The organism is Pseudomonas sp. 910_21 (assembly GCF_052850735.1).
This window is the reverse complement of record NZ_VXCY01000004.1, coordinates 491475-505514: the sequence shown is the minus strand read 5'-3', so window position 1 is coordinate 505514 and position 14040 is coordinate 491475. Positions and strand designations below refer to the sequence as shown.

Below are 14040 nucleotides of genomic sequence, written 5' to 3'. Positions count from 1 at the left end.
GAGCCTCAAAGGGATGACGGCGCGATCCTGAGGCTGTACCACGGCGCTTACAAACGAAATCCGACGAATAGCACGAGTTGTACACAATCTCGTAACTTATTGTTTTTATTGCGGAACTTAAGTGGTTTTTACGGGTCTTTAGCTACTTCGGAACGGCCGCTTTTATGCAAGAGCGGCCTTTTTTGTGTCCGCGATTCAGAGTCGTGGGGAAGCGTTCGCCGGCAAGCCGGCTCCTACGGCTTACCTGTCAACCGTAGGGGCTGGCTTGCCAGCGAAGAGGCCCTCAAGTCAGGCATCAGGCCGAGCGAGCCATGATCAGGCCGTTGTCGCTGGCCGCTTCCAGGCGGATGGCGATGAACTTGGACGTTGGGGTGTGGCTGCCATCGCCGGTGCTTTCCAACGGTACCAGCGGGTTCACTTCCGGGTAGTAGGCCGCAGCCTGGCCGGCCGGGATGTCGAAGGCCAGCAAGGTGAAGCCCTTGACCCGACGCTCGCGGCCGTCATCCCACAGGGAAACGATGTCGGCTTTCTGCCCCGGCTTGAAGCCCAGGCGGATGATGTCCGCTTCGTTGGCGAACAGCACGTCACGCTGCCCCTTGACCCCGCGGTAGCGGTCATCGAGGCCGTAGATGGTGGTGTTGTACTGATCGTGGGAACGCATGGACTGCAGGATCAGGTCCGGCAGTTGCCCGGTGGCCCGGGTGCGTTCGTGGATCAGGTCCTTGGGCAGCAGGTTGGCGCGGAAATTGGCGCGTCCCGAAGGGGTGTTCCACTGGCGCGAGCCGGCGCTGTTGCCCAGGTAGAAACCGCCCGGGTGCTTGAGCCGTTCATTGAAGTCCTTGAAGCCGGGAATGGTGTCGGCGATCAGGTCACGGATGCGCCCGTAATCCGCTGCCAGCCAGTTCCAGTCCACCGGTTGGCTGCCCAGGGTCGCGGCAGCCATCCCGGCGAGGATCCATGGCTCGGAGCGCATCTGCGACGACAGCGGCTGCAACTGGCCGTTGGAGGCGTGGACCATGCTGAAGGAATCTTCCACGGTCACCGCTTGCGGGCCGCCGGCCTGCTGGTCGATGTCGGTGCGACCCAGGCATGGCAGGATCAGCGCGTCCTTGCCGTGGGCCAGGTGGCTGCGGTTGAGCTTGGTGCTGATCTGCACGGTGAGGTCGCAATTGCTCAGGGCCTGGAAGGTCCGCGGGCTGTCCGGAGTGGCTTGGGCGAAGTTGCCCCCCAGGCCGATGAATACCTTCGAGCGGCCTTCGAGCATGGCGTGGATCGCCTCGACCACGTTGTGGCCGTTGTCCCGAGGAACCTTGAACTGGAAGCGCCGCTCCAGGGCATCGAGGAATGTCACAGGCGGGCGTTCGTTGATGCCCATGGTGCGGTCGCCCTGCACGTTGCTGTGGCCACGCACCGGACACAACCCGGCGCCAGGCCTGCCGACGTTGCCCCGCAGCAGCATCAGGTTGGCGATTTCCTGGATGGTCGGCACCGAGTGGCGGTGCTGGGTGATGCCCATGGCCCAGCACATGATCACGTTCTTGCCCTTGGCGTACATGCGTGCCGCTTGCTCGATTTCCACCAGGGTCAGGCCGGACTGCTCGACAATCTGCTCCCAGGGGGTGTCGTCGATGGTGCCCAGGTAATCGAGGACGTGGGCGGTGTGGGCGTTGAGGAAGTCATGGTCGAACACCGACGCCGTCCCGGCTTTCTGCGCATCGCGCTCCCACTGCAAAAGGAACTTGGCCATACCCCGCAGCAGCGCCATGTCGCCGCCCAGGGCCGGGCGGAAGTAGGCGGTGTTGGTCGGTCGATTGCCGTTGGTGAGCATTTCAAGCGGATTCTGCGGGTGTTGGAAGCGTTCCAGGCCGCGCTCCTTCAACGGGTTGACGCATACCACCTGGGCGCCGCGCTTGACTGCTTCGCGCAGCGGTTCGAGCATCCGCGGGTGGTTGGTGCCGGGGTTCTGGCCCCAGACGAAAATCGCGTCCGCGTGTTCGAAATCGTCAAAGGTCACGGTGCCCTTGCCGACCCCGACGCTTTGCGCCAGGGCTACGCCGCTGGCCTCGTGGCACATGTTCGAACAGTCGGGGAAGTTGTTGGTGCCGTAGGCGCGCACGAACAGTTGATACAGGTACGCCGCTTCGTTGCTGGCCCGGCCCGAGGTATAGAACTCGGCCATGTCCGGGCTGGGCAGGTTGCGCAGGTGCTTGGCGATCAGGCTGAAGGCATTTTCCCAGCTGATGGGCTGGTAGCGGTCGGTTTCGGCGTTGTAGCGCATTGGCTCGGTCAGCCGGCCCTGGTACTCCAGCCAGTAGTCACTTTGCTCCAGCAGGGAGGTGACGCTGTGCTTGGCGAAGAAGGCCGCGTCCACCCGGCGCTTGGTGGCTTCCCAGTTCACCGCCTTGGCGCCGTTCTCGCAGAATTTGACCATGCCGCTTTCCGGCGAATCGCCCCAGGCGCAGCCCGGACAGTCGAAGCCGCCGTTCTGGTTAGTCTTGAGCATCATGCGGATGTTCTTCAGCGCGTTGTCGCTGGTCAGCCAGGCCTGGGCCACGCTGATCAGGGCACCCCAGCCACCGGCCGGGCCCTTGTAGGGCTTGTAGCGGGCAACGGGTGTCTGATCGGCTTGGTTGTGTGTACTCACAGGGCTTCTCCATCGCGGGGCTGTGGACCCGCGGCGCACAGTTCTGCGGCAGGTGGGCAAGGTTGAGGCGGTGATGACGCGGCCATTGCACGGGCCTGGCGGGTGTCATCCGCTGACGGGCGCTCTGGGTGGTTGTGGGGCTGGCGGGCGCCGAGCGCGGCTGCGGGAGTTGCCAGGGCTGGCATTGAGTGAGGGACCAGCGGTCATCGGGTCCCAAGACTAAGCGCGGCATTGTGTCGCGTCTAATTGCTAGTACTGATCTATTGATAGATGGCGTCGATCAACAATGGCTGAAGGATTCCTGGTAGAGGCTGAAACAGGCTTGCGCCAGGGCCGAACGCGGCGCGCTGCGGCGCATGATCAGGCCCAGGCGTGCCAGGGTCTGCGCGTCGGCGATGGGGTGGAGGCGCAAGTGTTCGGTGAGGATCTCCAGGCCACTGTCCAGGGGCATCACTGCGCAGCACAGGCCGCCGTGGACCATGCGCACGAGTTGATGGACGGCGTCGGTTTGCAGCACCGGCTGCGGCTGCAGCCCGCGAACATGGAAGTGGTGGTCGATGGACTGGCGAAAGTGCATGCCGCTGGTGAGCAGGCCCAGGGGCAGTTCGATCAGCGCCTCCCAGCTCAGGGGCTGTTCGCCGAAGCTGAAATACCGCTGGTCATAGAGCAGGCCCATGTGGGTCGGGTCCAGGGTCAGGGCGTCGAAGAGCTCGCTGTCCAGGCGATCCAGGTAGGACACGCCGAGGTCCAGGCGATTGCTCGCCAACTGTTCGAGGATCTGCTCCGAGCTCAGGGACGAGAGTTCGAAGCGCAGGTTGGGGTGTTCGGCATGCAGGCGCTGCATCAGCGGCAGAGGGTCGAAGCTCGATAGCGGCACCACCCCCAGGCGCAGGGTGCCCACCAGATTGCCCCGGCACGCAGCGGCCTCTGCCAGCAAGCCGTCATAGGCGGTCATGACGCTCCGGGCCCAGGCCAGCACCCGTTCGCCGGGTGCGGTAAAGCCTTCGAAGCGCTGACCACGGTTGACCAGGGGCAGGTCGAGCTCTTCCTCGAGGCTGCGCAGGCGCATGGACAGGGTTGGCTGGGTGATATGGCAGCGCGCGGCGGCCTGGCCGAAGTGGCGGGTTTCGTCGAGGGCGATGAGGAATTTCAGCTGCTTGAGGTCCATCTTCGCTCCGGAGCGGCAAAAGCCCGGGATTCTACCGTGCCGGCAGGGCCTTGGGTCACTGGTCGCCCGGGAACCTCATTGCCCCAGGCTGGTCTAGTCTTTCGCGTCTGGATCTATCAACCAAGGAGTGTGCGACATGAGCATTTTCAGCTTTGTGAAAGAAGCCGGTGAAAAACTGATCGACCTGCTGACCCCGGGCAACGCCAATGCCAGCGAGCAGCTCAAGGAGCACATCGAAAAGGTCGGCCTGGGCAATCCCAATGTTCACGCCACGGTGGAAGGTGACAAGGTCACGGTGAGCGGTGAAGTGGCGACCCAGGAAGAGAAGGAAAAAATCCTCCTGGCCCTGGGCAACATCGCCGGTGTCGGCAGTGTCGAGGACCAGATAACGGTGACCGGTCCCGTGGCGGTTTCTGCGGTCTTCGTCACCGTGAAGAAGGGCGACACCCTGAGCGCCATCGCCAAGGTGCAATACGGCGACGCCAACAAGTACAACAAGATTTTCGAGGCCAACAAGCCGCTGCTGTCCCACCCGGACAAGATCTACCCGGGCCAGGTGCTGCGCATTCCTGAATGATCGACCCTCTTCTTCGCGGGCAAGCCCGCTCCTACGGGTTCTGTAGGAGCGGGCTTGCCCGCGAAGGGCTTCACAACCCTTCGATCAACGCCCGGTAATCCCCCACTGCCGCGAACTCGGCCGTGTCCTTCAGCCCTTTGCGGCTGTCCGGCTGGCTCACCGCGAGCAACTGCGCCACGCCGAAATCCCGCGCGCTGCGCAGAATTGGCAGGGTGTCGTCGATAAACAGGCTGCGGGCCGGATCGAATTGAATATCGGCCTGCAGTGCATCCCAGAACTGTGGATTCTCCTTGGGGAACCCGTAGTCGTGGGAACTGATCAGGCGCTCGAAGTAAGGCGCCAGTTCGATCCGCTCCAGCTTCAACGACAAGGAGTCACGATGAGCGTTGGTGATCAGTATCACCCGCTTGCCGGCCTTCTTGATCGCCGCGAGAAAAGTGTCGGCGTCCGGCCGCAGGGCGATCAGGTGAGCCGTCTCCAGCTTCAGTTCACGCACCGAGAGCTTGAGCTCGGCGCTCCAGAAGTCCAGGCAATACCACTGCAATTGGCCGGCGTTGCGTTCGAACAGCGGTTGCAGTTCCAGCTCGGCCATGGCCCGGCTGACCCCGTGCAACTCGGCGTAACGCTGGGGCAAGTGTTCCATCCAGAAGTGGTTGTCGTAGTGCAGGTCCAGCAGGGTGCCGTCCATATCCAGCAGGACGGTATCGATATCGCACCAGGGCAGCAGGGCCATTGAACACTTCTCCAGCGGTAAGAAAACAGCCTGTATAGTAACCCGCTATCGCCAAGGAGCCCGCTATGCGCCAGAAACCCACTGTACTCGCCCGCGAGATCGTCGCCACCAGTCGTCTGTTCTGTGTCGAAGAGGTGCAGTTGCGGTTCTCCAATGGCGTCGAGCGCACCTATGAGCGGCTGGTGGGCAAGGGGGCGGGTTACGGCGCGGTGATGATCGTGGCCATGCTCGATGCGGAGCATGCGGTGCTGGTGGAGGAGTATTGCGGCGGCACCGACGCCTACGAGCTGTCCCTGCCCAAGGGGCTGATCGAGCCGGGGGAAGATGTGCTGGCGGCGGCCGAGCGTGAGCTCAAGGAAGAGGCCGGTTTTGGCGCACGGCAACTGGAGCACCTGACCGAGCTGTCGCTGTCCCCGGGCTACATGAGCCAGAAAATCCAGGTGGTACTGGCCACCGATCTGTATGAAGAGCGCCTGGAGGGCGACGAGCCTGAGCCGATGCGGGTCGACAAGATCAACCTGCGCGAACTGGCCAGCCTGGCGCAGAATCCGCAATTCAGCGAAGGCCGGGCCCTGGCGGCGCTGTACCTGACCCGCGACCTGCTAAGCCAGCGCGGAGCCTTTCCAGCATGAGCATGACCTCGATGAACTTTCCCCATCCTTTATTGGCGCCAGTGGCCGAGTTGGCCTTGCGCGCCGGCGAGGCGATCCTGCCGTTCTGGCGTGCCGATGTGGCGGTCGAGCACAAGGCCGACGAGTCGCCGGTGACCGCTGCCGACCTCGCGGCCCATCACCTGATCGTGGCAGGCCTGACGGCACTGGACCCAAGCATTCCGGTGCTGTCCGAAGAAGATGCCGATATTCCCCAGGCCACTCGCGCCGGTTGGCAGCGCTGGTGGCTGGTGGACCCGCTGGACGGCACCAAGGAGTTCATTTCCGGCAGTGAAGAGTTCACCGTCAACATCGCCCTGATCGAACAGGGACGTGTGGTGTTTGGCGTGGTGTCGATGCCCACCAATGGCCGCTGCTACCTGGGCGGTGCCGGCCTGGGGGCCTGGCGCGTGGATCAGGGGCAGCCGCCGCGAGCGATCCAGGTGCGTGAGCAGCCGGGGCCGGGCGCAGCCTTTACCGTGGTGGCCAGTCGGCGCCATTCAAGCCCGGAGCAGGAGCGCTTGCTCAGTGGTTTGAGCGCTGCCCTGGGTGAGTTGCAATTGGCCAATATCGGCAGTTCGCTGAAGTTCTGCCTGCTGGCCGAAGGCGCGGCGGACTGTTATCCGCGCCTGGCACCGACTTCCCAATGGGACACCGCGGCGGCCCAGGGTGTACTCGAAGGGGCGGGTGGAGAAGTGCTGGATCTTGCGGGCGCACCGTTCTGCTATCCACCCCGGGAGTCCTTGCTCAACGGCTTCTTCCTGGCGCTGCCGGCCAAGGCGCCGTGGCGCGGAAAACTGCTGGAGCTGGCCCGCTCCTGATCGCCCCGCGGCGACTTGCCTCTGCCGCCCCTTGTGTAGGAGCCGGCTTGCCGGCGAAGGGGCCCTTGAGTCCTGTGCAAGAATTTTCGGCCTCTTCGCTGGCAAGCCAGCTCCTACAGATGCGAGCCGGCTCCGAAACGGGTTAGCGGTGCAGGACGTACTGGCCGGCAAAGCGTACGGCGTCTTCTTCGCTGCCGGCGTTGACCACGCGGCTGTGCAAGGTCAGGCGGGCACGACCGTAGCGCTGGTACATCGAGAGGAATTTCTTCCAGACCTTGTCATCAGGTGCAGTGCAGATCGCCACGGCATCGCCGGTTACCGGTAGCGGGTAGCTGATCTGCCCTTCCTGGATGACGATATGCCCGTCATCTATCCCTTGCTCCTTGAGCCGCAAATGCAGCCAGCCCCAACCGGCCAGCACGGCGCCGCAGTACAGGCTGCCGCCGAACATGGTGCTCTTGTGGTTGACGTTGGCGTCCAGCGGCAGTTGCAGGCGCAGTCGTTGAGCCTGCCAGTCGAGCACCTTCAGGCCCATGTCCCGGGTCAGGGGAATGTCGTGGTGAAGGATGGATTCCAGGTAGCGACTGTCGCGGTTCATGCACGGGCCTCAAGGGTCGAAGGGTTGACGGTGCGGCTCATTCGGATTCATCGCTGGCGTGGCTGGTGCCGCCGTCGGCGAAGCTCAAGCCGTGTTTGCGCAGCTTGTCGTGCAGGGTCTTGCGCGGTATTCCCAGGGCTTGGGCAAGGCTGCGCATCGAACTGTGGGGTTGCGTCAGTTCAGCGGCGATCAGGCTCTTTTCGAAGTGTTCCACCTGTTCGCTCAGGCCGCCGGCGATCAGCGTCGGAGCGGCGATGGCAGGGTGGTCCGGCTCGTTGTTGTCCAGGGCCAGTTCCAGGCCCAGGGCGAAGCGTTCAGCGGCGTTCTGCAGTTCCCGCACGTTGCCCGGCCAGCTATGCCGCAACAGCAGGGCACGATGTCCGGGTTGCAGTTCCTGGGGCGGCAGGCCGTGGCGGGTACTGGCTTCGTCGGCGAAGTGCTGGAACAGCATCAGCGCGTCTTCGCCGCGTTCGCGCAGCGGTGGAATGCGCAGCGGTGCCACATTCAGGCGGTAGTAAAGGTCGGCGCGAAAGCGCCCCTGGTCCGCGGCCTGGCGCAGGTCTTCCTTGGTCGCGGCGATGATGCGGATATCCAGGGGGATCAGCTGGTTGCCCCCCAGGCGCTCCACCACTCGCTCCTGGAGCAGGCGCAGCAACTTGACCTGGACATCCAGGCTCATGCTCTCGATTTCGTCGAGGAACAGGGTGCCGCCGTTGGCAAATTCGAACTTGCCGATGCGGCGTTTCTGCGCGCCGGTGAAGGCTCCCGGTTCGTGGCCGAACAGTTCGCTTTCCACCACCGACTCGGCCAATGCCCCGGCGTTGATCGCCACGAACGGTCCGTTGCGCCGCCCGGAAAGATCGTGCAGAGCGCGGGCTACCACTTCTTTGCCGGCGCCGGTTTCGCCCAGGATCAGCACATCGGCCCGGGTCGCCGCCAGGGCGCCGATCTGCTGGCGCAGACGCAGCATCGGCGCTGACTGGCCCACCAGCCGCGCGCTCAGTTCCTGGCGGTCACTGAGGGCCAGGCGCAGGCTGCGGTTGTCCAGCACCAGGCGCCGCCAGTCCAGGGCGCGGCGTACGCTGTCGAGCAGGGCATCGCTGGCGAAAGGCTTCTCCAGAAAGTCATAGGCGCCAGCGCGCATCGCCTGCACGGCCAGGGGCACATCGCCGTGACCGGTGATCAGCAACACCGGCAACTCGGAGTCCTGGGCATGCAATTGGGTGAGCAGTTCCAGGCCGTCCATGCCGGGCATGCGGATGTCGCTGACCACCACCCCCGGCCAGTCCCGCTCCAGGCGCGGGGCCAGGCCCTGGGCTTGGGCCAGGGACAGCACCTTGAGGCCGGCCAGGTCCAGGGTCTGGCTCAGGGCCTGGCGCAGGTGAGGATCGTCGTCGATCAACACCACTTGCAGCTGAGGGTCGAGGCTGTCGGGACGGGTCATCGGTCACTTTCCAGGTTGTGTCGTGGCCGGCATCGCTGGGCCGGGCGTGGTTGCTAACGAATGGCCGCTGCGCTTCATACCCCGCGATCCTCGGAGGGCTGCAGGCTCACTCCGGGGGCCCCGGCGCGCAGGCGCAGGGTAATCAGGGCGCCGCCTTCGCGGTGGTTGGCGAACGACAATTCACCGCCGAAGGCGCGCATCAGGGTGTCGCAGATCGCCAGTCCCAGGCCCAGGCCCTGGGTCCGTGTCTTGGTGGTGTAGAACGGCTCTCCGGCGCGTCCCAGAGCCTCCATGCAGAAGCCCGGGCCATTGTCGCGGATGTACAGATTGACGCCTGTGGCGGTGGATTCGGCACTCAGCCAGAGTTTGCGCGGCGGACCCTTTTCGGTCAGGGCATCGAGGGCGTTGGCCAGCAGGTTACCGAGCACCTGGCGCAGACGGGTTTCCCCGGCCTCGACCCACAGGGTGGCGGCCGGCAGGTCGCGGATCAGCTCCACTTCCATGGCCCGGCGGCGCTTGGCCAGCAGGGCCAGGGCATCGTCCAGGGCCGGTTGCAGGGCGACGCTTTCCGGGGCGTGGTGATCGCGCCGGGCGAAGGCTCGCAGGTGGGCGATGATCGAGGCCATGCGCCCGGTCAGTTCGCTGATCAGCTTGAGGTTGCCCCGGGCGTCATCGGTGCGTTGATGGTCCAGCAGCACTTCGGCGTTTTCCGCGTAGCTGCGGATGGCCGCCAGGGGCTGGTTGAGTTCGTGGCTGATGCTCGCGGACATGGTGCCCAGGGCCGAGAGCTTGCCGGCCTGGACCAGATTGTCCTGGGCGCGCACCAGCTCCTGTTGAGCGGTTTCGCGCTCCAGCACTTCCTGTTTCAAGCGCCGGTTGAGGCTCTCCAGATCGCTGGTGCGCTCGGCCACGCGCCTCTCCAGCTCGCGTCGGGCCTTGGCTTCGAAGGCGATCCGCTCCAGGTAGTGGCGGCGGCGCTGCATCATCAGGCCGAGCAGCAGCATCAGCACCAGTAGCGCAGCGGCGCCGACCGCCACCACGGTGCGGACCGGGCGATCGATCAGGGTGCGCGGGGCGAGGATGCTGACGCTCCAGCGGGTTTCCTCGATCTGTTGCGTCTGGGTCAGCCAGGCATCGGGATTGAGGTTCAGTGGGCGCGGGTCCCGGGTTGGGTAGGGCTGGATGGCGACGATGGCCTGGCGTTCCTCGTCGCTCAGAGGACGGGTCGCACGAAAGCGCCATTCAGGGCGCGAGGTGAGGATCACCACACCATTGTGGTCGGTCATCAACAGCTGTTCCGGGGTTTTGCCCCACAGGCTTTCGGTGTGGTCCAGGTCTACCTTGACCACCAGCACGCCGAGTATCCGTTCGCCGTCGCGCACCGCAGCGGCGAAGAAGTAGCCACGCTTGGCCGAGGTAGTGCCCAGGCCGAAGAAGCGTCCCAGGCGTCCGGCCATGGCTTCGCTGAAGTAGGGGCGGAAGGCGAAATTGCGCCCGACGAAACTGTCGTGCTTGTCCCAGTTGGAGGCCGCCAGGGTCTTGCCGCTGGTGTCCATCAGGTACATGACTTCGGCGCCGGTCTGGGCGCTGATGTTTTTCAGCAGGCGGTTGGCGTTGCCCTGGGTCACGCCGTCGTCCGGGGCGCCCAGCACCGCCCGCAGCGCCGGCAGGTCGCCGAGGATCTGCGGCAGCACTTCGTAGCGGTGCAGGGTGCCCAGCAGGTTGGCCACGTAGAGGTCGAGGGTCTGGCGATTCTGGCTGGTCAGCTCGTTGCGATAGTAGCGCTCGGCCAAGTGCTCCAGCGGCCACAGCAACGGCGCCAGGCACAGGGCCAGCAGGGCCAGGCTGCGCCAGCGGGGACGACGGGGAAGAGGTGCGGTCATGGAAATGGCGCCTGTGGATACAGGCGCATTATGCCTAGCCCTGCTCGGCAAGACACTCGCGCAGTGCGCTGTGCCAGTCCGGCTGGATCACGCCCCACTCCCGAGCCAGGCGGCTGCAGTCCAGGCGTGAGTTCAGCGGCCGGGGAGCCGGGGTCGGGTAAGCGCTGGAGGGGATGGCTTCGAGCACCGCGCAAGGCTTGTCCAGGGCCAGCAACTGCTCGCCGATGGCCTGGGCGAAACCGAACCAGGAAGTCTCGCCGTGGGCGGTGAGGTGGTAGGTGCCCCAGGCGCCGTGATTCCCGGACTGCCAGCGTTCGATCAGGGCGCGGGTGCTGTTGGCGATGGTGCCGGCCCAGGTGGGCGCGCCGATCTGGTCGGCCACCACCCGCAGCTCGGGTCGTTCCTGCAGCAGGCGCTGCATGGTCAGCAGGAAATTCTTGCCGTGGCTGGAATAGACCCAGCTGGTGCGCAGGATCAGGTGCTGGCCCTGTACCTGGTTGATGGCCCGTTCGCCCGCCAGCTTGCTCTGGCCGTAGACCCCCAGCGGATTGGGCTCGTCCTCCTCCACGTAGGGCGTGGCCTTGCGGCCGTCGAACACGTAGTCGGTGGAGTAGTGAATCAGTGGCACACCCAGCGCCAGGGCCTCCTCGGCGAAGATCCCGGGAGCGCTGGCATTGATCGCAAAGGCCAGCTCCGGCTCGCTTTCGGCCTGATCGACGGCGGTGTGGGCGGCGGCGTTGATGATCAGGTGCGGACGAATGGTGCGGAGCTGCTGGCGGATCTGTTCCGGGTGGCTCAGGTCCAACTGGTCTCGACCAAGGACCACCAGTTCGCCCAGGTCGCCGAGCCGCTGCTGCAGCTCGCGGGAAACCTGGCCGTGCTGGCCGCTGATGAGGATTTTCAGGGGAGTGTTCATGGGAACAGATCGGCCTCGCTCAGCAGGGTGCCAGCCTGATCCTTGGCGGACAGTTGCGGGGGCTCGGTGAGCTCCCAGTCGATGGCCAGGGTCGGATCGTCCCAGCGAATGCTGCGCTCGGCGGACGGGGTGTAATAGTCGGTGGTCTTGTAGAGAAACTCGGCAAAGTCGCTGAGCACCACGAAACCGTGGGCGAACCCTTCGGGAACCCAGAGCTGGCGATGATTTTCGGCCGAGAGGCGTACGGCTACCCATTGACCAAAGTGCGCCGAGCTGCGACGGATATCGACAGCCACATCGAGCACTTCGCCCTGGGTCACGCGCACCAGTTTTCCCTGGGTGTTCTGCAACTGATAGTGCAGGCCACGCAGCACGCCTTTCTGCGAGCGTGAATGGTTGTCCTGGACGAACTGAGTATCCAGGCCTGTGGCTTCGGCGAAGGCCTTGGCATTGAAACTCTCATAGAAAAACCCACGCTCGTCGCCGAACACCTTGGGCTCGATGATCAGCACGCCGGGCAGGTCGGTAGGGATGACCTTCATTGTGCCTCCCCGGCCAGGGTGAACAGGTACTGGCCATAGCCGGTCTTGCCGAAGTAGGCGGCGCGCTCCAGCAGGTGCTCACGGCTGATCCATTGGTTCTGGTAGGCGATTTCCTCCAGGCAGGCGACCTTCAAACCCTGGCGGTGCTCGATGGTCTGCACGTACTGCGAAGCCTCCAGCAGGCTATCGTGGGTGCCGGTGTCGAGCCAGGCAAAGCCCCGGCCAAAACGCTCCACATGCAGATCGCCACGCTTGAGGTAGGCGTTGTTGACGTCGGTGATCTCCAGTTCGCCGCGGGGCGACGGCTTGACCGCCTTGGCGATCTGCACCACGTCGTTGTCATAGAAATACAGGCCGGTGACGGCATAGCTGGATTTTGGGTTCTTGGGTTTCTCTTCGATGGACAGGGCGCGGCCTTCGCTGTCGAAGTCGATGACCCCGAAGCGCTCCGGGTCCTTGACCCAGTAACCGAATACCGTAGCGCCGGAGCTGCGTTTGGCGGCATCGCACAGTTGTTCGCCGAAGTACTGTCCGTGAAAGATGTTGTCACCCAGGATCAGGCACACCGGGTCATTGCCGATGAACTCTTCACCAATCAGGAATGCCTGGGCCAGGCCATCCGGCGAAGGCTGTTCGGCATAGCTGAAGCGCACGCCGAACTGGCTGCCGTCACCCAGCAGGTTGCGGTACTGCGGCAAGTCCTGGGGGGTGGAGATAATCAGGATGTCCTGGATGCCGGCCAGCATCAGTACCGAGATCGGGTAATAGATCATCGGCTTGTCGTAGATCGGCAGCAGCTGCTTGGAGACACCGAGGGTGATGGGGTGCAGACGGGTGCCGGAGCCGCCCGCCAGAACAATGCCTTTAATCATGCAATCAGATCCTTGATATCGGTGGAACCCAGGCGTTCGCCCTGGTAGCTGCCGTCTTGTACCCGGCGGCACCACTCGAGGTTTTCCAGGTACCACTGCACAGTCTTGCGCAGTCCGCTGGTGAAGGTTTCGTCCGGCACCCAGCCCAGCTCCCGCTCGATCTTGCCGGCGTCGATGGCGTAGCGCAGATCGTGGCCGGGGCGGTCCTGGACGAAGGTGATCAGGTCGGCGTATTGCGCGACACCCTGGGGTTTGTGCGGGGCCAGTTCTTCCAGCAGGCTGCAGATGCCGCGTACCACGTCGATGTTCTTCTGCTCGTTATGGCCACCGATGTTGTAGGTCTCACCGACCACGCCCTCGGTCACCACCTTGAACAGCGCCCGGGCGTGATCCTCGACGTACAGCCAGTCGCGTACCTGCAGGCCATTGCCATAGACCGGCAGCGGTTTGCCTGCCAGGGCATTGAGAATCACCAGGGGGATCAACTTCTCGGGAAAGTGGAACGGGCCATAGTTGTTGGAACAGTTGGTGATCAGCACCGGCAGGCCATAGGTGCGCTGCCAGGCGCGGACCAGATGGTCGGACGCGGCCTTGCTGGCGGAGTAGGGCGAGCTGGGGGCGTAGGGCGTGGTTTCGGTGAACAGGTCGTCGACGCCATGCAGGTCGCCATAGACCTCGTCGGTGGAAATATGGTGGAAGCGGAAAGCGGCCTTTTCCGCTTCGGGCAGTTTGTGCCAGTACGCGCGGGTTGCCTCCAGCAGGCTGTAGGTGCCGACGATATTGGTCTGGATGAAGTCGGACGGCCCGTCGATGGAGCGGTCGACATGGGACTCGGCCGCCAGGTGCATGATCGCGTGGGGCTGGAAGCGTGCGAGCACGGCGCTGACGGTGGCCTGGTCGACGATATCGGCCTTGACGAATTCGTAGCGGCTGTCGCTGGCGATGCTCTGCAGCGATTCCAGGTTGCCTGCGTAGGTCAGTTTGTCCAGGTTCAGCACTTCGTGTTCTGTGTGCTGGATCAGATGGCGGACCAGAGCCGAGCCGATGAATCCGGCTCCGCCGGTGACGAGAATGCGCATGTTGGAGGGCCTGTGTCCTTGAAAACGATCATTTACCGCAAAAAATGCAGCATAGCTTGTCGACACGGCGCCTGAGGTGCAATAGGCGCCATCAGTCGATTTCACCGCGTACG

The 14040-nt window shown here is 64.2% G+C and carries 13 protein-coding genes; 3 read left to right on the top strand and 10 right to left on the bottom strand.

Translation table 11 applies throughout. The features are described 5' to 3' along the window. Window positions 1-295 precede the first annotated feature (295 nt). Both FW796_RS15980 and FW796_RS15975 read right to left on the bottom strand, forming a co-directional pair. Window positions 296-2644, bottom strand: coding sequence for an FdhF/YdeP family oxidoreductase (locus FW796_RS15980; protein ID WP_446439562.1), 2349 nt, complete (start codon window positions 2642-2644; stop codon window positions 296-298). A gap of 280 nt (window positions 2645-2924) precedes the next feature. Continuing rightward, complete coding sequence (locus FW796_RS15975) at window positions 2925-3812, bottom strand: LysR family transcriptional regulator (protein WP_346634133.1); 888 nt, start codon at window positions 3810-3812, stop codon at window positions 2925-2927. A gap of 136 nt (window positions 3813-3948) precedes the next feature. Between FW796_RS15975 and lysM the strand changes: the two genes are divergently transcribed. Continuing rightward, on the top strand, window positions 3949-4389 hold the full coding sequence (gene lysM / locus FW796_RS15970) for a peptidoglycan-binding protein LysM (protein WP_402893056.1): 441 nt from the start codon (window positions 3949-3951) through the stop codon (window positions 4387-4389). A 70-nt stretch (window positions 4390-4459) separates the two neighbouring features. On the opposite strand, the gene yrfG is transcribed toward lysM, so the two are convergent. Further along, window positions 4460-5122, bottom strand: a complete 663-nt coding sequence (gene yrfG, locus FW796_RS15965) for a GMP/IMP nucleotidase (protein WP_346634135.1) — start codon at window positions 5120-5122, stop codon at window positions 4460-4462. Window positions 5123-5187: 65 nt separating this feature from the next. On the opposite strand from yrfG, the gene nudE reads away from it, so the two are divergent. Continuing rightward, a complete protein-coding gene (gene nudE / locus FW796_RS15960; RefSeq protein ID WP_060837055.1) occupies window positions 5188-5754 on the top strand; it encodes an ADP compounds hydrolase NudE in 567 nt (188 codons plus the stop codon). Between the two features lie 11 nt (window positions 5755-5765). Beyond that, complete coding sequence (gene cysQ / locus FW796_RS15955) at window positions 5766-6593, top strand: 3'(2'),5'-bisphosphate nucleotidase CysQ (RefSeq protein WP_446439601.1); 828 nt, start codon at window positions 5766-5768, stop codon at window positions 6591-6593. A 142-nt stretch (window positions 6594-6735) separates the two neighbouring features. Here the strand turns inward: cysQ and FW796_RS15950 are convergent, their stop codons facing one another. The 7 genes from FW796_RS15950 to rfbB all read right to left on the bottom strand — a co-directional run bounded on the left by FW796_RS15950 (window position 6736) and on the right by rfbB (window position 13927). After that, on the bottom strand, window positions 6736-7191 hold the full coding sequence (locus tag FW796_RS15950) for a YiiD C-terminal domain-containing protein (RefSeq protein ID WP_346634136.1): 456 nt from the start codon (window positions 7189-7191) through the stop codon (window positions 6736-6738). 37 nt (window positions 7192-7228) lie between these two features. Then, entirely contained in the window at window positions 7229-8635 is a 1407-nt protein-coding gene (locus FW796_RS15945) for a sigma-54-dependent transcriptional regulator (protein WP_446439561.1), read from the bottom strand. Window positions 8636-8709: 74 nt separating this feature from the next. Then, window positions 8710-10518 (bottom strand): sensor histidine kinase, encoded by a 1809-nt coding sequence (locus tag FW796_RS15940; protein WP_446439560.1) that lies wholly within the window; start codon window positions 10516-10518, stop codon window positions 8710-8712. 34 nt (window positions 10519-10552) lie between these two features. Next, window positions 10553-11434, bottom strand: a complete 882-nt coding sequence (gene rfbD, locus FW796_RS15935; RefSeq protein ID WP_446439559.1) for a dTDP-4-dehydrorhamnose reductase — start codon at window positions 11432-11434, stop codon at window positions 10553-10555. Next, window positions 11431-11976: a dTDP-4-dehydrorhamnose 3,5-epimerase gene (rfbC, locus tag FW796_RS15930; protein ID WP_123724190.1), complete on the bottom strand. Its 546-nt coding sequence runs from the start codon at window positions 11974-11976 to the stop codon at window positions 11431-11433. Before rfbC ends, rfbD begins: the two co-directional genes overlap by 4 nt. After that, a complete protein-coding gene (rfbA, locus tag FW796_RS15925) occupies window positions 11973-12848 on the bottom strand; it encodes a glucose-1-phosphate thymidylyltransferase RfbA (RefSeq protein WP_346634141.1) in 876 nt (291 codons plus the stop codon). Before rfbA ends, rfbC begins: the two co-directional genes overlap by 4 nt. Beyond that, on the bottom strand, window positions 12845-13927 hold the full coding sequence (gene rfbB / locus FW796_RS15920; RefSeq protein ID WP_346634142.1) for a dTDP-glucose 4,6-dehydratase: 1083 nt from the start codon (window positions 13925-13927) through the stop codon (window positions 12845-12847). The genes rfbA and rfbB overlap by 4 nt, the downstream gene beginning before the upstream one ends. Window positions 13928-14040: the final 113 nt, after the last annotated feature.